The organism is Rhizocola hellebori, assembly GCF_016862955.1.
In the GTDB taxonomy this organism is placed as follows: Bacteria; Actinomycetota; Actinomycetes; order Mycobacteriales; family Micromonosporaceae; genus Rhizocola; species Rhizocola hellebori.
In genome coordinates this window covers 1-16,414 of sequence record NZ_BONY01000079.1, presented here as the reverse complement: position 1 = coordinate 16,414, position 16,414 = coordinate 1, and the positions used below count along the sequence as shown (strand labels likewise).

16 protein-coding genes are annotated in these 16,414 nt (G+C 67.5%); 10 read left to right on the top strand and 6 right to left on the bottom strand.

Translation table 11 applies throughout. From position 1 onward, the window contains the following. The first annotated feature begins 27 nt into the window (after window positions 1–27). On the top strand, window positions 28–1,176 hold the full coding sequence (locus tag Rhe02_RS39505) for an acetyl-CoA C-acyltransferase (protein ID WP_203913621.1): 1,149 nt from the start codon (window positions 28–30) through the stop codon (window positions 1,174–1,176). After that, on the top strand, window positions 1,173–2,381 hold the full coding sequence (locus Rhe02_RS39500) for an erythromycin esterase family protein (RefSeq protein WP_203913620.1): 1,209 nt from the start codon (window positions 1,173–1,175) through the stop codon (window positions 2,379–2,381). The genes Rhe02_RS39505 and Rhe02_RS39500 overlap by 4 nt, the downstream gene beginning before the upstream one ends. Here the strand turns inward: Rhe02_RS39500 and Rhe02_RS39495 are convergent. From Rhe02_RS39495 to Rhe02_RS39485, 3 genes are read right to left on the bottom strand one after another with little or no spacing between them, the layout of a single operon-like run. Next, the gene (locus Rhe02_RS39495) at window positions 2,378–2,914 is read right to left on the bottom strand and encodes an XdhC family protein (RefSeq protein ID WP_203913619.1); all 537 of its coding nucleotides are present in this window, start codon (window positions 2,912–2,914) and stop codon (window positions 2,378–2,380) included. The two genes, Rhe02_RS39500 and Rhe02_RS39495, sit on opposite strands and share 4 nt — an antisense overlap. A 5-nt stretch (window positions 2,915–2,919) precedes the next feature. Beyond that, window positions 2,920–3,648, bottom strand: coding sequence for an isocitrate lyase/PEP mutase family protein (locus Rhe02_RS39490; RefSeq protein ID WP_203913618.1), 729 nt, complete (start codon window positions 3,646–3,648; stop codon window positions 2,920–2,922). A 32-nt stretch (window positions 3,649–3,680) separates the two neighbouring features. Next, complete coding sequence (locus tag Rhe02_RS39485) at window positions 3,681–4,436, bottom strand: hypothetical protein (RefSeq protein WP_203913617.1); 756 nt, start codon at window positions 4,434–4,436, stop codon at window positions 3,681–3,683. A gap of 64 nt (window positions 4,437–4,500) precedes the next feature. Between Rhe02_RS39485 and Rhe02_RS39480 the strand changes: the two genes are divergently transcribed. Together Rhe02_RS39480 and Rhe02_RS39475 are read left to right on the top strand one after the other, a co-directional pair. Next, window positions 4,501–5,205: an ArsR/SmtB family transcription factor gene (locus tag Rhe02_RS39480; RefSeq protein ID WP_203913616.1), complete on the top strand. Its 705-nt coding sequence runs from the start codon at window positions 4,501–4,503 to the stop codon at window positions 5,203–5,205. 28 nt (window positions 5,206–5,233) lie between these two features. Beyond that, a complete protein-coding gene (locus Rhe02_RS39475; protein ID WP_203913615.1) occupies window positions 5,234–6,310 on the top strand; it encodes a DUF5925 domain-containing protein in 1,077 nt (358 codons plus the stop codon). Here Rhe02_RS39475 and Rhe02_RS39470 read toward each other — a convergent pair. After that, window positions 6,301–6,726 (bottom strand): NUDIX hydrolase, encoded by a 426-nt coding sequence (locus Rhe02_RS39470; protein ID WP_203913614.1) that lies wholly within the window; start codon window positions 6,724–6,726, stop codon window positions 6,301–6,303. The genes Rhe02_RS39475 and Rhe02_RS39470 overlap by 10 nt on opposite strands. Window positions 6,727–6,786: 60 nt before the next feature. On the opposite strand from Rhe02_RS39470, the gene Rhe02_RS39465 reads away from it, so the two are divergent. After that, window positions 6,787–7,923, top strand: coding sequence for a DNA glycosylase AlkZ-like family protein (locus Rhe02_RS39465; protein WP_203913613.1), 1,137 nt, complete (start codon window positions 6,787–6,789; stop codon window positions 7,921–7,923). A 426-nt stretch (window positions 7,924–8,349) separates the two neighbouring features. Here Rhe02_RS39465 and Rhe02_RS39460 read toward each other — a convergent pair whose 3' ends face one another. Then, window positions 8,350–8,964, bottom strand: a complete 615-nt coding sequence (locus Rhe02_RS39460; protein WP_203913612.1) for a hypothetical protein — start codon at window positions 8,962–8,964, stop codon at window positions 8,350–8,352. 69 nt (window positions 8,965–9,033) lie between these two features. On the opposite strand from Rhe02_RS39460, the gene Rhe02_RS39455 reads away from it, so the two are divergent. Beyond that, entirely contained in the window at window positions 9,034–9,792 is a 759-nt protein-coding gene (locus tag Rhe02_RS39455) for an AfsR/SARP family transcriptional regulator (RefSeq protein WP_203913611.1), read from the top strand. On the opposite strand, the gene lysX is transcribed toward Rhe02_RS39455, so the two are convergent. Continuing rightward, window positions 9,784–13,053: a bifunctional lysylphosphatidylglycerol synthetase/lysine--tRNA ligase LysX gene (gene lysX, locus Rhe02_RS39450; RefSeq protein WP_275412679.1), complete on the bottom strand. Its 3,270-nt coding sequence runs from the start codon at window positions 13,051–13,053 to the stop codon at window positions 9,784–9,786. The genes Rhe02_RS39455 and lysX overlap by 9 nt on opposite strands. Between lysX and Rhe02_RS39445 the strand changes: the two genes are divergently transcribed. The 4 genes from Rhe02_RS39445 to Rhe02_RS39430 form a co-directional block, all read left to right on the top strand. Then, window positions 13,030–13,776, top strand: coding sequence for a hypothetical protein (locus Rhe02_RS39445; RefSeq protein ID WP_203913609.1), 747 nt, complete (start codon window positions 13,030–13,032; stop codon window positions 13,774–13,776). The two genes, lysX and Rhe02_RS39445, sit on opposite strands and share 24 nt — an antisense overlap. 27 nt (window positions 13,777–13,803) lie before the next feature. Further along, complete coding sequence (locus tag Rhe02_RS39440) at window positions 13,804–14,976, top strand: YncE family protein (protein WP_203913608.1); 1,173 nt, start codon at window positions 13,804–13,806, stop codon at window positions 14,974–14,976. Next, window positions 14,973–16,079, top strand: a complete 1,107-nt coding sequence (locus tag Rhe02_RS39435) for a CapA family protein (RefSeq protein WP_203913607.1) — start codon at window positions 14,973–14,975, stop codon at window positions 16,077–16,079. Before Rhe02_RS39440 ends, Rhe02_RS39435 begins: the two co-directional genes overlap by 4 nt. Further along, window positions 16,076–16,414: hypothetical protein (locus tag Rhe02_RS39430; protein WP_203913606.1), on the top strand; the 339-nt coding region annotated here is incomplete at its 3' end. The genes Rhe02_RS39435 and Rhe02_RS39430, both read left to right, overlap by 4 nt.

Genomic DNA, 16,414 nt, shown 5'->3' with positions numbered 1-16,414 from the left:
GTACCCACCCCGCGCAACAATGGCCAGATGCGTGACGCGGTGATCGTGGGAGCTGTCCGGACCCCGGTGGGAAAGCGCAATGGCGGATTCGCCCAGGTGCATCCGGTTGACCTGGGCGGGCATATCCTCCAGGCGCTGGCGCGGCGGGCCGGGTTTGATCCCGCGCAGGTCGATGATGTGATCTTCGGCTGTGTGTCGCAGAGCGGCGAGCAGTCCTGGAATGTGGGCCGCAATGTGGTGCTCGCGGCGGGTTGGCCGGCCTCGGTGCCGGGCACCACGCTCGATCGTCAGTGCGGCTCGTCACAGCAGGCCGTCCACTTCGCGGCGGCCACCGTGCTGTCGGGTCAGGCCGATCTGGTGGTGGCGGGCGGCGTCGAGGTGATGAGCCGGGTGCCGATGGGATCCAGCGCCCAGGACAAGATGCCTTACGGCGAGCGGGTTCGGGAGCGCTATCGCGATGAGGAGGGCTTCGCGGCGCACGACCAGATCCCGTTCAGCCAGGGCGTGGGGGCGGAGATGATGGCGTCCCGGTGGGGGTTGAGCCGTGGCCAGCTCGACGAATATTCGCTGGCCAGCCACGAGAAGGCGGCGGCCGCCTCATTCGAGGCCGAGCTGGCGCCCTACGCGGGAGTGCTTGCCGACGAGGGCATCCGGCGTGACACCACCCTCGCCAAGCTGGGCTCGCTGCCCACTCCGTTCAGGCCCGACGGTGTGGTCACGGCCGGGTCGGCTTCGCAGATCTCCGATGGTGCGGCCGCTTTGGCGATCACCACCTCCGAATTCGCGGCGCAGCAAGGGCTGACCCCGCTGGCGCGCATCCACACCGCGGTGGTGGCCGGTGACGACCCGGTCATCATGCTGACCGCCCCGATTCCGGCCACGGCCAAGGCGCTCGCCAAGGCCGGTCTGTCCATTTCGGACATTGGAGTCTTCGAGGTCAACGAGGCGTTCGCCCCTGTCCCGCTGGCTTGGCTCAAAGAGACCGGCGCGGCGCCGGAGCGGCTCAACCCGCGCGGGGGCGCCATCGCGCTGGGCCATCCGCTGGGCGCGACCGGCGCTCGCCTGATGACGAGCATGCTGTATTACCAGCGGGACAACGGGATCCGCTACGGTCTGCAGACCATGTGCGAAGGCGGGGGCATGGCCAACGCCACCATCTTGGAGGTCATCGCATGACGTGGCAGGACGCGGGCTGGACCCTCACCGACCGCGATGACGCGTTCGCGGCGCTGATCGGATCGTTGAGCAGACCGCCCAGGCTGCTCGGGCTCGGCGAGCCGACCCACGGCGTGGAGGCCTTTCCCGAGCTGCGCAACCAGTTGTGGCGTCACCTGGTGGAGCGCGAGGGGTACAGGTCTATCGCGATCGAAAGCGACGCGGTGGCCGGGGGCCTGGTCGACGACTACGTGACACGGGGCGCCGGTTCGCTGGAAGAGGTGATGGCCCGCGGGTTCAGCCACGGCTTCGGTGCCAGCGCCGCCAACCGCGAGCTGGTCTCGTGGATGCGGCAGTACAACCGCAACTGTCCCGCGGCCGACCGGCTGCGGTTCTTCGGGTTCGACGCGCCGCTGGAGATGGCCGGGGCCGCCAGCCCCCGAGGCGTGCTCACCGCGCTGCACGGTTACCTTGAGGCCGACCGGGTTTCCGCGGCTCTGATCGACGATCTCCTCGGCGACGACGACGGCTGGACCAACCCCGGCGCGACCATGGACCCGACCCAGTCGGTCGGCGGCCGCCCCGAGGTGGCTCAGCTGCGGGTGATCGCCGACGATCTGGAGGCAGAGCTGCTGGCGCGCGCGCCCGAGCTGGTGGCGGCCACCTCTGTAGACGATTGGCACCGGGCGCACCTTTACGGGCGCACGGCGGCCGGGTTGCTGCGCTACCACGCGGGGATGGCCGACACCTCGCCGGCCAGGGTGCCGCGCCTGATGGGTCTGCGCGACGCGATGATGGCCGACAACCTGCTGGCCATCGTCCGCAGCCAGGCGCAGCGCGGACCTACGCTGGTGTTCGCGCACAACCGGCATCTGCAGCGCGAGGAGAGCACCTGGAACCTGGGCGGCCAGCTGCTGCGGTGGTGGAGCGCCGGCGCGATCGTCGACGCGCAGCTCGACGGGCAGTACGCGTTCGCCGCCACAGCGCTGGGAACAGCAACGGGCCTTGGGCTCGCCGAGCCGCCGCCGGACACCCTGGAGGGCATGCTGTCGCAGCTTCCGGCGAGCCGCTACGCCTTTTCCAGCAGGCGCTTGGCCGGCGCTCTGGGGGCGGCACGGGACAGGCTGACGCCGCGCACCGACAACAGCTCCAGCAACGGCTACTTTCCGCTCGACCCAGCACACCTGGACCGGACAGACGCGCTCATCTTTCTCAAGAGCGCCTAAAAAGTGTGGCCGCCGGGACGCCGGTTGCGGTCGGCGATAAGCCCCGCGAGCACCGAGATGGCGATCTCGGCCGGGGTCTTGGAGCCGATGTTGAGGCCGATGGGCCGATGCACCCGGGCGATGGCGTACTCCGGCACGCGCAGCGCTCGCAGGGCGTCGACATGCGGCGCGGCATGGCGTTTACTTCCCATGACCCCGATCCACCTGTACTGCATGCGCAGCAGGGAGTCGATCGTCTTGCCGAGCTCGGGCCGGTCGTGGTCGGTGACCACGATGTCGGTGTACCGGTCGATGAAGTCGTCGCGGGGGATGGTGGCCACCTCGTCGGCGTTGCGCCACTCGCCCCACGCGAGGCGTTCGGAATCGGGCTCCAGCAGGACGGTCTTGAAGCCCAGGTCGCGTCCAAAGTGGAGCAAGTAGTCGCTGACCGGGCTCATGAAGACGGTGACTAGGGTGCGAGGCTCTGCGTCGGCAGGCAGCTCGCCGTGTGCCATCGCGCAGGCCGGATCGCCTGAAGGATGGGAGTGCGCCATACCCACTACTCTGCCATGAACTGACCTAGAGCGAGAGACTGAATCCGAGCGTAGTTCAACATCTGAGCGCCTGGCCGACCCGAGATCGACAGGATTTGATCTAGGGCGGCTTGCAGGGCGGCACGGAACAGCGCGGAGCCCATGCTGACCCGTGCGACGCCGAGCGCGGCCAATTCCGGCAGAGTCGGGCCTTGCGGCGTGTAGAGCACGTTGAGCGGCGCGTCGAAGGTGTCGATCAGCTCGGAGATCGCGCTGCGCGAGGTCAGCCCGGGCACGAAAATGCCGTCCGCGCCCGCGTCGAGGTAGGCGCGCAGCCGCGGGATCGTGGACTGCTGGTCCGCGCCGAGCCAGTGGGTGTCGGTCCTCGCGTTGACGAAGATGCCCGGGGCCATCGTCTTGATCGCGGTGATCTTGTCGGCGACCGGCCCGATCGGGCCCAGCTCGTCTTCGATGTTGACGCCCACCACCCCGAGCTGCGCGAGGTAGGGGATCAGGGCCACCGGGCCGGTCTCGATGTCGACGCTGATCATGCAGGGGAGGTGCGCGATGCGCCGCACGAGGTCGAGAGTGGGCGTCAGCCCGCCCCCATCGGGCACGCCGTGTGCCGCGGCCACCCCAAGACTGGTCGTGCCGATGGCGGGGAAGTGCTGCGCGAACAGCGCCGCCGAGGCGTGATCCCAGGCATTGGGCAACACCAGCGGCTCCCCCCGCCGATGCAGCTCAGCAAAACTCACGGCGGCCTCCGCCGCGGGTGGGTCAGCGAAGCTCACAGTGTGCCTCCGGCGTGACCCGATCCTTGATCATCGCGATTTCGGGGAAAACGCGGCATCATGGCGAAACTAGGGGACGATTTCCCCGAAATCGCGGCGTCGCCTGCGGCGGGCGTGGCGGCGTCGCCTGCGGCGGGTGTGTTGGGGGCGGCGTCGCGGCGGGCCTCGACGATGGCTGAGGCGATCGTTAGGGCGAGGTCCTTGCCGGGGCACTCGCGGGGTGGGGCGCCGAAGGGCAGCTCGGAGAGGTCGAGGGTGATCAGCGTGCCGTCGGGGGCGACGCGCTTGGTGGTGCGGGCCGGTGGCACCAGGTCGTTGTCGACCAGCGCTGCGGTGGCCTCGCACGCCTGCACCAGCACGCCGATCCTGGCGGCGGTGGCTTCGTCGCGGCCGAGGAGGTCCAGCAGCGGTTCCAGCGACTGCGTCGGGCGGGAAGGATCGAAGTAGGAAGGGGCGACATCGATGATCAAATCCACGCATTTGTCGGGTACCAGGGAAAAAGCCTTGATGATCGCCTGACGAACCGAGTCCCCGGCGGCGATCCGGGAAACGGCCAGACGCGCAGCGTGGGAAGGGTCGACCCGGGCGATCTCGGCGACCGCCAGCGCGCGGCGGTGGGCGTGCTCGGGGCCGTGGCTGAAGCGGGCGACCCGGGATCGAAGCCAGTAGACGGCGCCCGGCGCGGCCGGGGGCGGAAAGAGTTTCTCGTTGGCGAATGCGGCCTGAACTGCGGCCATGTCGGTCAGCTGCATGAGGAGAAAATAAATCCCGAATGTTTCGTTGACCGCCGCAATATCGCTGAGCAACCATGTAGGCGTGTCCGCCCCATCGGCTCTGGCGCAGTTCGCGGGTTTGATCGCCGATCAGACCCGGGCAGCGATGTGCCTCGCCCTCCTAGACGGTCGTGCGTGGACGGCAGGCGAGCTGGCCAAGCACGCCGGTGTCGCGCCCTCGACGGCCAGCGCCCACCTGACCCAGCTGGTCAGAGGGGGAATCCTGGCGGACGAACATCAGGGCCGCCATCGCTACCTGCGCATCGCCGACGCGACCATCGCCGGTCTGCTTGAAGACATCGCCGCGCATGTCAACGTGGTCGATGTGCCACGTTCACTCAAGGAGTCCGTGCAGGCCAACGCGCTGTCCAAGGCGCGCACCTGCTACGACCACCTGGCCGGCAAGCTCGGCGTCGAGATCGCCGACGCGATGACCCGCCGCGGGCTGGTCACCGACTCCGGGTTCGCGTTGACGGGTCCGGGCGTGACCTGGCTCGGCGAGCTGGGCATCGATGTGGAGGCGATCCGGGGCGGAAGACGGCCACTGGTCCGGCCCTGTCTGGACTGGACAGAGCGCCGGTTCCACCTCGCCGGCGCCAGCGGCGCCGCGTTCTGTGAGCATGTGCTGAAACGCAAATGGGTGCAGAAGGTCGGCAGTGGACGCGCCGTGAAGGTCACCGCGACCGGCGCCCAGGCCTTCCACGACCTGCTGGGCATCGATATCGCCGTCACGAAAACCGGTGGTTGATCCGCAGCGATTAAGCGATCATCATCTGGTGCGTAACCCGCAGCTGCCGTTCAGCGTCGCGATCGATGACTCCGATACCCCTCGGGACGTCCTCGATGCGCTGATCCTGTCTGCCTTCACCACGGGGGAGCAGCCCTTCGCCCAGACGAAGCGGTTGGCGAAGGTGCTCAAAACCGCCTCGCTCATGCCCGCGGAAGGCCAGCTGCAGCGCGTCGCCACCGACAACGGTGTGCGCAGCCACCTGGTCTGCGGCGAGGGCTGGACCTTGCGCGCGGTGCGCTGGCAGGGCGACAGCGCCGAGGTCACGGTCACGGCCACCAGCGACGAGCTGGCCACCCGGATCCTCAAAGAGGCGACCCGCAACGCCAAGGACAGCCGCAAACCGGCCAAGGACATTGTGGAGATGGGGTTCTGGCACATGACCGGCCACGGTCCGCGCCGGGACAACCGTCGCATCACGACCCAGAGCTGGGAGCAGCTGCGCCGCAACTATGCCAGCGACGTGGCCGCTTCCATCGACAAGCTGCTCGAGGTCAAGCCGGAGACCATGCCGGGGCGGCTGCTGCTGCTTCACGGCGCGCCCGGCACCGGCAAGACCACGGCGCTGCGTGCGCTCGCGCAGGCCTGGTCCGACTGGTGTCAGGTCGACTGCGTGCTCGACCCGGAGAGCCTGTTCGCCAGCACGAGCTACCTGATGCAGGTGGCCCTCGGTTTCGACGACGAGAACAAGCGCAAGTGGCGTCTGCTGATCGTGGAGGACTGCGACGAGCTGATCTCGGCGTCGGCCAAGCAGTCCAGCGGCCAGTCGCTGTCGCGCCTGCTCAACCTCACCGACGGGCTGCTCGCGCAGGGGCGCTCGGTGCTGGTCGGGCTGACCACCAACGAGCCGCTGGCGAGCTTGCACCCGGCCGTGGTGCGGCCCGGCCGGTGCCTGGCCCAGATCGAGGTGGGTCCGCTGCCGTTCGCTGAGGCCAGCGCGTGGCTGGGCAGCTCGGCCGGGATCGGCTCGCAGGGCGCGACGCTGGCGGAGCTGTTCGCGTTGCAGCGCGGCGAGACCGGCCTGGTACGGGTCGCGCCGGAGCCGCGCGTGGGGCACTACCTGTGACGGCTGGCCAGCACGGCCTTGATCGGATCGACGATGGGGAAACCGTCCACTTCGGACGGTTTTACCCAGGTTGGGGCTAGCACCGCACCGTCGGGCTCGGGCCTTAGCTCGCCCGCGGTGACGGTGACGCCGTAGACGATGAAGATGCCGTGGAAGTCGATGCCACCGGGCAGGTGACGGTAATCGGACGCGACTTCGAGCAGCTCATCGACCTGAACGGTCAGGCCGATCTGCTCGGTGAAGGCGCGGGCCACCGCCTCGCGGGGGTCCTCGCCGTGTTCGATGCCGCCGCCGGGCAGCATCCATTTGCCCGCTTCGCCATAGGCGCTCCGGCCTATCTGAACGAGCAACACCGCGTCGCCGTCACGGGCGAGCCCGCAGGCCGACACCCGCTGCACCTGCCGAGCCAGTGTCATGAGGCAAAAGCCTGCCACGTTTAACCAGCGGCGACCAGAGCGGGCACCTACTGTTAGCACATGACGGATCTCCGTGCCTGGTGGTGGCACCGCCAGGGACTCGACGGCTCGCTACGAGGAGCCGATCCGGCGGCCGTCCTCGCCAAGACGGGTTGGGCTCGTTCGGTCGGTGGGGCAAACCCTTATCTGTCACTGTTCGCCCGTGCCGGCACATCGCGGGCACAGGCCGACAAAGCCGTCGAAGCACTACAGATCTACGAGCTGCCCTCGGCGCGTGGCTGTACCTACGTCCTGCCGCACGAGCACTTCGGGCTCGGCCTGACCGTGGGCCGTGGTGCGCCCGAAGCCGATCTGCGGGTTCTGGAGAAGCTCGGGGTGCCCCGCACAGAGATCGAGCAGCTGTGCCAGGCGGTGCTGGAAGTGCTGCCGGACAACGGTTCGCTCGATCCGGCCCAGCTCAAGGCGGCAGTCGGCGACAAGGTCCGCAGCCTCGGCGAGGAGGGCAAGAAGAAGGGCCAGAGCACCACCCTGCCGGCCGCGCTCGGGCTCTTACAGGCCAAGGGCCAGATTAGACGGGTACCGAGCAACGGCCGCCTCGATCAGCAGCGGTACTCGTACACCCGGTGGGATCCGCCCACCTTCGACGGCGATGCCGCCGCGGAGCTGGCCCGGCTCTACTTCGACTGGATCGGCCCGGCCTCGGTCGGGCACCTGCGCTGGTTCAGCGCGTTCAGCGCGGGCCAGGCCAAGACCTGCCTGCCCGAGCTGGTCGAGGTGGACGGGCTGTTCCTGCCACGGGCTCAGGTCGCGGAGTACGAGGCATACCAGGCGCCGCGTAAGCCGGTCTACAACCTGCTCGCCGGGATCGACGCGCTCATCCTGTTGCGCCGCGATCATCACTCGCTCGTCGACGTCGATGTCACCGTGCCGGGCGACAAGCACAGCTTGCTCAACATGCCCGATCTGCCGGACCACCCGATCATCGACCGGGGGCGGGTGATCGGTCTGTGGCAGTACGACCCCGAGCACGAGCAGATCGTCAGCTGGGTCTTCGACGGCAAGCCGGACAAGGCCCTCAACGCCGAGCTGGATCGCACGACCGCGTTCATCCGCGACGAGCTCGGTGACGCGCGCAGCTTCAGCCTCGACTCGCCGCGGTCCCGCGAGCCGCGGCTGGCGGCGCTTCGCTCGGCCTGACCGGATTCCACGATCCGCCGCGGGCGGCCGGGCCGTGGTACCATTGACCGATTTCGATCGCTTCCGATCCTTGGCTCGACCGTGCTGACCGGGCATGTCGTGGCGAGCGTGGTGAGGCTGGGCATCCCGACCGCTGCCGTGGCCGGGCTTGCGATCGCCATCGGTATTCCGCCGTGAGCCGATGCGCTGCAACGGGTAGCTGCGCTCGGCTTGATGGCCCTTTCGTGCTGCCCTTTTCTGGCTGTCCGTCGTCTTCGGACTGATCGCCAAAGACCCCGCGGCGAGGCCGGTTTGATGGGTATGCCGATCGGTATGCCGATGGGCACACCGATCCCCGTTCCATCACGGCGTCACTGCGCAAAGGGCCGGAAAGAAAGTCTTAATAAAGGGGAACTGGCCCCGCGGGCAACGGGGCCAGTTCGCGCCTTAGGCTTGGCTAACCACACTATCCACAGTGGACTGTTCGGTCTTGCGCGAGCGGGCGACTGAAGCGCCTGACCACAGCAGCCACATGAGCCCAATGTAGAGGGGCAGTGCGAAAGCCAATTGCAGGGACAGGGACACGGGCACCGTGTAGTGGTGATTCGGCCCCGGGATCCGGCCGTCGCCCCACATCCGGGTGATCTCGTTGGCCAGCCAGGTTCCCCGGCCGACGAGGTTGTCGTGCATTACCGGCCCCGGCACCGTTGCCAGGGCGAAGATTGTGCCGCCCACCATCGCGTAGTAGGCGCCACCCAGCTTGCCGGTGTAGCGCGACGCGGTCCGGGAGGCGATGGGCAGGACGACGGCGACGACCGGCGTCAGGAAGAACAGGCCTGCGGTTGAGTCCACAAACCAGTGCAGCGCGGGACTGATCGCGGGTCCGCCCTCGCCTAGATAAATGGAGTGATACCAGAACATGAGCGCCCCGCCGCCATAGACCAGCACCACCGTCGAGATCGCCAACGCCAGCCAGGAGGCGGGCTCGCGATAGAAATTGCGGACCAGACGGTAAATCTGGCGCGGGGACCAGTCTACGGAGGCCGCATTGTGGGAGTACATATCTAAATCTTTCGTGGTGCTACTTGCGATTCGTTTGTGGTGTGCTAGCTTTCCGGCGAGGCGAGATAGATGTACTTCGCGATCCTAGGCCCTTTAGAGGTGCGCAATGCGACAGCTCCCTTGCTCATAGGGGGAGCCAAGAGGCGCGCCCTGCTCATCGCGTTGTTGGCCAACGCGAACAAAATCGTGCCCATTGACCAGCTAATGTTTTGGCTATGGCCCAAAGGAACTCCCCCTCGTTCGGCGTCGTTGGTGATCCAGGCGCACATCTCCAGCCTGCGTCAGCAACTCGAACCCGACCGAGCTCCGCGAAGTGAGGCTCGCCTTCTTATCACCACCACCGCCGGGTACCTCATAGAGGTTGGCACACAAGAATTTGACGTATTCCAGTTTGAGTCTCTTGTTGCTGAAGGCGCGCGATGGCTTCAGCGCGACGACCCGGAGCTGGCCGCCGAAACATTGCGCCAGGCGCTCGATCTGTGGCGTGGGGCGGCCTTGTGCGATGTGCGGGACCTCCAAGCCGCGCGCGGAGAAGTGGCTAGATTGGAGGAACTCCAATTGACGGCGTGGACCCGCTACATCGAATCGGGACTGCGCATTGGACGCCATCTCGAAGTCATTCCGCACCTGGCCGTTCTCGTAAGCGATTTCCCTTACCATGAAGGCTTTTACGCTCAGCTGATGACGGCGCTCGCCGGCTGCGGCCGCCGCGCCGAAGCGCTCGCCGTCTACCAGAAGGCACGCCGCTTGCTGGCCGAGGAGCTGGGAGTTGAACCCGGCCCTGAGCTTCGCGCGGTAGAAGCCAGCATCCTGCGCGGATCAGCCTAGGTTGTTTTGGCCGACGGTGCGCCGGACCAACGGGAAAGCGAGAGTTTCGCGGATCGACTTTCCGGTCAGCAGCATGACCAGACGGTCGACGCCTATGCCCAGACCGCCCGACGGCGGCATCGCATGTTCAAGCGCCTCCAGGAAGTCGAGGTCGAGCTCCATCGCCTCCGGGTCACCGCCCGCCGCGAGCAGGCTCTGCTCGGTGAGGCGGCGGCGCTGTTCCACCGGATCGATGAGTTCGGAGTAGGCGGTGCCGAGCTCGGAGCCGAAGGCGACGAGATCCCAGCGCTCGGCAAGCCGCGGGTCGTCGCGATGGGAACGGGTCAACGGTGAAACCTCGGCCGGGAAATCTTTGTAAAAGGTGGGCTGCACCGTTTTCGACTCCACCAGGCGCTCGTACATCTCCAGCACCACCGCGCCCGCACCCCATCCCGGATCCACCGGGACGCCGGCCCGCTCACAAAGGCGCACCAGCTCTTCGCGCGTGGTGTCGGCGGTGACCTGTTCCCCGAGCGCGTGCGAGATGGCATCATTGACTGTGACCACAGGCCACTGTCCGGAGAGGTCTAGGTCGTCCCGAGCCACTGGCAGCGCTTGCACGAGCGATTGGGTCAGCTCTCGCATCGTGTTGTAGTCGGCATATGCCTGGTAGGCCTCAAGCATGGTGAACTCAGGGTTGTGCTTGAAGTCGACCCCTTCGTTCCGGAACGTTCGGCCGAGCTCGAAGACCTTTTCGACGCCGCCGACACATAGCCGTTTGAGGTACAGCTCCGGGGCGATACGTAGGTACAGCCGCATATCGTAGGCGTTGATGTGTGTGGTGAACGGCTTGGCGTTGGCTCCGCCGTGGATACGTTGCAGGATAGGCGTTTCCACCTCGATGAAACCGCGCTCGGCCAGCGACTCACGCAGGCTGCGGATGGTGAGGCTGCGCGTGCGCAGGGTGTCGCGTGACGACGGGTTCACGATGAGGTCAAGATAGCGTTGCCTAACACGGGCTTCCGGGTCGGACAGGCCGGCGTGCTTGTCGGGCAACGGACGCAGGCACTTGGCCGTCAACGTCCATGAGCTGACGAGGACGGTCAGCTCGCCGCGCCTGCTGGTGACGACCTCGCCGCTGATGCCGACGTGATCGCCGATGTCCACGGTCGACTTCCAGCGCTCCAGATCGGACTCCAGCATCAGCTGCAGGTCGCCGCTCCAGTCGCGCAACGTCGCGAAGCAGACCCTGCCGTGGTTGCGCAGCAACATGATGCGGCCCGCCAGCGACACGTGGTCGCCGGTGTGCTGATCCGGGGGCAGCTCCCGATGGTGGCGCGTGATCTGGGCGCAGGTGGAGTTGCGCGCGAACGTCACCGGATACGGCTCGTAGCCGGCCGCTCTCAGGTGATCGAGCTTCTCCATCCGTACCCCCATCTGCTCAGGAACTTTCTCTTGTTCCTCCTCGGGCGACGGCAGAATCTCCGTGGCGGGCAAGAGCGGGGCATACGAGTGGTCAAGCGGCGCGGCGTGGGTGCCGGGCAAGGTGAGGAATCCCTCGGCGATACCGGAGGCGATGCCCACCCGGGCAAGCTCGCGCCGCTCGCCGATGCACAGGAAGCGCGGCTCCCATTGCGGGTGGTACTTGGCGTTGGCGCGATAGAGCGACTCCAGCTGCCACCACTTGGAGAAGAAAAGCAGCAGGCGCCGGGCCAGTCGCAGGATCGGCCCGGCGCCGATCCGGCCGCCTTCGGAGAACACCGAACGGAAGACGGCGAAGTTGAGCGAGACGCGGTCGACGCCCAGTCCCGGCGCCTGGCGCATCAGCTCGCTGACCATGAACTCCATGACACCGTTCTCGGCCTGGGGATCGCGGCGCATCAGGTCGAGGGAGAGCCCGCGCTTGCCCCAGGGGCTGAACGACAGCAGGGCTTTGGTCGCGCCCGTGCCGTCCTGCACGCTCACCAGCACGCACGCGCCGTCGTTGGGATCGCCGAGGCGGCCCAGCGCCATCGAGAAGCCGCGCTCGCTTTCGGTGTCGCGCCAACGCGTCGCCAGGTCCGCGGCCTCCTTCAGCTCGGGCGGCGCGATGTCGGCGTGCCGCCGCACCGTGGCCGTGTACCCGGCCCGCTCGACGCGGTTGACGGCCTGCCGCACGGGCCGCATGTCGCGACCCTCCAAAGTGAACTCCTTGGCGTCCAGCACCGCTTCATCGCCAAGGTGAATCACCTTCATCGCGGCCCGGTCGTAGGCGGTCGCGCCCTCTTCGCTCGCCCCCATCACGGCCGGAACCCAGGCGTAGCGCCGGGCGTGCTCGATCCAGGCGGCGATGGCCGGGTCCCACGCCTGCGGATCGCCCACCGGGTCACCGCTGGCGAGGCTCACCCCGTTCACCACGCGATAGGTGATGGCGGCTTTGCCGTTGGGGGAGAAGACGGCGGCCTTGTCCCGCCGGGTCGCGAAATAGCCGAGCGAATCCTGCTCGCCGTACCGGTCCAGCAGCCCCCGGATCCGGGACTCCTCCTCGCCGCTCAGCTCGGAGGTGACCTGCTGCGAACGCAACAGCGTGAACAGGCCGGCGAAGACGGCGACGGCGCCGAACAGGCCGAGGATGAAGTTGACCCAGCCCGGCGCCGCGCCCTGGGTGTCCAGGGCGAACCCGAAGCCGCCGAGCACCTTGTCCACGCTGTAGCGAAGCTTCTCCGCCGCGCCTTCCAGCGAGCCGGGGAACACGCTGACGAGCGTGTAGCCCAGGCCGATGCCGATGGCGACCACCCCGGCGAAAACCTTGAACGCCTGGCGCAGGCCGCCCTTGCGCACGCGGGCATAGAACTCGTGCCGTCCCCAGAACAGCAGGTTCAGCGCGCCGATGCTGACCAGCCCGGCCAGGGCGAGGCCGATGGTGTCGCCGCGATTCAGGTAAGGCTTGCCCGGCTCGTCGGCGACGCCGCTGATGGCGATGCCCATGACGAGCAGAACCACCAGGAACAGGAATGAGAAGTAGGCGATCAGGACCCAGTAGGCCACCCGCTTGCGCCGGGCGGTCGCGCCCGCCAGCACGGCCAGAGCGGCCGCGTAGCCGAGGTTGAGTGGGGTAAGCAGCAGGACGTTTTCCAGCAGCTCCCGAACGCGCATGGCACCCCGGCCGAGGGCGCCGCCGAGCGCGCCGAGCGCGCTGAGCAAGGCGACGAAGGCCAGCAGGGTGGCGAAGATACGAGGTACGTATTTACGCACGTTTTGACCATATAGTGTTGCTTTGTGAGTGGAGCTTGGTTCCGGGATCTTGCGGAATCCGGAAGACTACCGCTCTTCTGGTTCTTCATCGGGGTCGTCTGCGGCTTTCTCTTCATCCGCCTGTCCGTACGCATGATCCGGGCCAAGGTGCGCTGGTGGCCGGGCAACGTCAATCCCAGCGGCCTGCACATCCATCACGTCGTCTTCGGGGTCGTCTTCATGCTCGTGGGCGGGGTGGCCGGCTTGCTGATTCCGAACGAGGAACTGTTCTGGAGCTCGGTGGTGGCCTTCGTGTTCGGCGTGGGCGCGGCTCTCGTACTCGACGAGTTCGCGTTGATCCTGCATCTCGACGACGTGTACTGGCAGGAACGCGGACGCACCTCGATCGATGCCGTGTTCGTGGCGGTCGCCGTGACCGGCATGCTCGTGCTCGGGCTGCGTCCGGTGATCCTGGAGGGGCTGACCGGCATCGGCGGCGTGCTGCTCGGCGCGTTCCATCTCGGGCTCGCGGTGATCACTGTGCTCAAGGGCAAGATCTGGACCGGGCTGGTGGGCCTGTTCGTCCCGGTGTTGCTCTACGTCGGCGCGATCAGGCTAGCCCGGCCGAGTTCGCCTTGGTCGCGCTGGCGCTATGCCCGGCCCGACCTTCGCGCGCGGTCGAAGCTGGAAAGGGCCACCTGGCGCGAGCAGCGCCTGCGCAACCCGATGATCCGCGCCAAGGTCAGGCTGCAGGATCTCGTGGCGGGAAGGCATGATCTTCCACCGTCCTGATGCGCTGAATATGGCAAGATGTCCCATATGCGTAGAGTAGTGCTGGCATTACTGTTTGCTACCACGATCGCTGGTTGCGCGGAAACAGTGAGGGCCCCGCTGGCTACCGAAGCTCAGCAACACGAGGCGAACCAGCCGCACGCGGTCCCCGCGGCGGACCTGCTTGAAGGGATGCCCGCCTACCCCGATCGCGGCAACATCTACGCCGCCGCCGGGGCCAACATGGTGCGCACCGATCTGCGTGAGGACCGCGAGCTGGTCTACGTGCCCAACCCGGCCAGCGACCGCGTCCACGTGATCGACCCCAACACGATGCAGGTGGTCGACGAGTTCTACGGCGGGCCCGAGCCGCAGCACGTGGTGCCCTCCTACGACATGCGCACCCTTTACGTCACCTCCTCCCGGGTACCGGGCGGAGCCGTCCTTCCGATCGACCCCCGTACCGGCAAACCCGGCCAGATGGTGAACGTCCAGGACGTGTACAACCTCTACTACACGCCCGACGGGCAGTTCGCCATCGTCGTCGCCGAGGCCTACCAGCGGCTCGACTTCTATCACCCGCAGACCTGGGAACTGGTGAAAAGCAGCCACTTTCCGGACTGCGAAGGCATCAACCACATGGACTTCACCCTCGACGGCAAGACCGGCCTGGCCAGTTGCGAGTTCGCCAACCGGATGATCGCCTTCGACGTGGCCTCGGGTGAGCAGCTGCGCCGGTTCGACCTGGACGTGGTGCCCAACGGGATGCCGCAGGACACCAGGCTGGTACCCAACGGATCGGTCTTCCTCGTCGCCGACATGCACGCCGACGGCGTCTACGTGTTCGACGCGCAGGCCACCCAGCGCATCGGCTACATCCCCACCGGCAAGGGCGCGCACGGCATCTACTTCAGCCGAGACGGGGCCATCGCCTACGTGTCCAACCGCAACGAAGGCTCGGTGAGCGTGCTCGACATGGCCACCCTCCAGCCGATCGCGAAATGGACCATCCCCGGCGGCGGCAGCCCCGATATGGGTGGTGTCTCTCCCGACGGCACCACGCTGTGGCTGGCCGGTCGTTATCACGGAGAGGTCTACGCCTTCGACACCACCACCGGCGAGCTGAAGGGCCGCATCCCGGTCGGGGCCGGACCACACGGACTTCTGGTCTGGCCGCAGCCAGGCCGCTACTCGCTTGGACACACAGGAAACATTCGATGAGATTGGTCGCAGTCGCCCTGCTCGCCGTGGGGCTGGCCGCATGCGGTTCCGAGCCGGCCGTTTCGGCAAGCGTCGCTGCCTCGCCACCGGTCACCGAGTTCACCGTCGTCGCCTCGGGCGACTTCATCTCCCAGCCGGAACTGTCCGAGCAGGCCACCGCCGAAGGTGGCTTCGCGAAAATCCTTGGCGCGCTTAAACCCATGGTCTCAACGGCCGATCTGGCCATCTGCCATCTGGAGACCCCGCTGGCCGCGCCGGGCGATCCGTGGACCGGCTATCCCACCTTCAACGCCCCGCCCTCGCTCGTCGACACCGCGGCCGACCTCGGCTACGACACCTGCTCCACCGCCTCCAACCACACCCTGGACTACGGCTGGGAAGGTCTGGTCCGCACCCTCGACGGGCTCGACCGGGTCGGCCTCAAACACGCCGGCTCCGCCCGCACGGCCGCGGAAGCGGCCACCCCGACGCTGGTGAGCGCTCGCGGCATCAAGGTTGGTCACCTGTCCTACACGTTCAGCTTCAACGGTTTGCCGCTTCCCGAGGACAAGCCGTGGAGCGCCAATCTCATAGACGCTGCCGCGATCCAGGCGCAGGCCCGGCGCGCCCGGGAGGCCGGAGCGGAAGTGGTTGTCTTAAGCCTTCATTGGGGTACCGAATACCAGCACGAAGCCGACGACGGCCAGCTCGGCTTGGCACGTGAGCTGCTGGCCTCGCCCGACATCGATCTGATCGTCGGTACCCATGTGCATGTCGTACAGCCGATGGAGAAGATCGGCACCAAGTGGGTCGCCTACGGCATGGGCAATGTGATGGTCCGCTTTCCCGATGGGTCGCCCGAGGACACCCAGGACGCTCACCTGACCCGCTATACCTTCACCAAATCGGGCGGGCGCTGGGCTGTGTCCAAAGTGGAGGCGCTTCCCACCTGGATGGAGTACCAGCCGGCCTCCCGCGTCGTCGATCTGCCCACCGAGCTGGCCCGGTCCGGCCTGTCCGAGACCCAACGCGACACCTACCGCCGCGCCTACGACCGCATCGCCGGATGGCTGACCTCGCGCGGCGCGGACCAGTCCGGCCTCATCCTCATCGGACATTCATGACTCCGGCACACCTGCGCGCGATCGCGCTTCGCCTCCTGCGCGCCGCGTCCACCCGACGTCTCGCCGCCGGGGTCGCGTTTGGACGATCCTTGCTCACGGCATGGGCGCGCAGGCAATCCCCACTTCGCCACGCAGCCCAAGCCCTCAGGCTGCGCCGCGCCCGCGCGGAAATCACAAGCAGAGCAGCAACCGCCCGCCTCCGCCACCTCACCCGCCGCCTCCACACCACCGCCCACCGCGCCACCACCCTCCGCCACACCACCGCCCGCCAAGTCGCCACCCTCCGCCACACCGCCCGCCAAGTCGCCACCCTCCGCCACACCGCCCGCCGAGTC

Excerpts from the sequence above, each read along its gene's own strand:
- Rhe02_RS39505 (WP_203913621.1), top strand. The coding sequence starts at position 28 with ATGCGTGACGCGGTGATCGTGGGAGCTGTCCGGACCCCGGTGGGAAAG.
- Rhe02_RS39500 (WP_203913620.1), top strand. The coding sequence starts at position 1,173 with ATGACGTGGCAGGACGCGGGCTGGACCCTCACCGACCGCGATGACGCG.
- Rhe02_RS39495 (WP_203913619.1), bottom strand. The coding sequence starts at position 2,914 with ATGGCGCACTCCCATCCTTCAGGCGATCCGGCCTGCGCGATGGCACAC.
- Rhe02_RS39485 (WP_203913617.1), bottom strand. The coding sequence starts at position 4,436 with ATGCAGCTGACCGACATGGCCGCAGTTCAGGCCGCATTCGCCAACGAG.
- Rhe02_RS39470 (WP_203913614.1), bottom strand. The coding sequence starts at position 6,726 with ATGACACTGGCTCGGCAGGTGCAGCGGGTGTCGGCCTGCGGGCTCGCC.
- Rhe02_RS39465 (WP_203913613.1), top strand. The coding sequence starts at position 6,787 with ATGACGGATCTCCGTGCCTGGTGGTGGCACCGCCAGGGACTCGACGGC.
- Rhe02_RS39460 (WP_203913612.1), bottom strand. The coding sequence starts at position 8,964 with ATGTACTCCCACAATGCGGCCTCCGTAGACTGGTCCCCGCGCCAGATT.
- Rhe02_RS39455 (WP_203913611.1), top strand. The coding sequence starts at position 9,034 with ATGTACTTCGCGATCCTAGGCCCTTTAGAGGTGCGCAATGCGACAGCT.
- Rhe02_RS39440 (WP_203913608.1), top strand. The coding sequence starts at position 13,804 with ATGCGTAGAGTAGTGCTGGCATTACTGTTTGCTACCACGATCGCTGGT.
- Rhe02_RS39435 (WP_203913607.1), top strand. The coding sequence starts at position 14,973 with ATGAGATTGGTCGCAGTCGCCCTGCTCGCCGTGGGGCTGGCCGCATGC.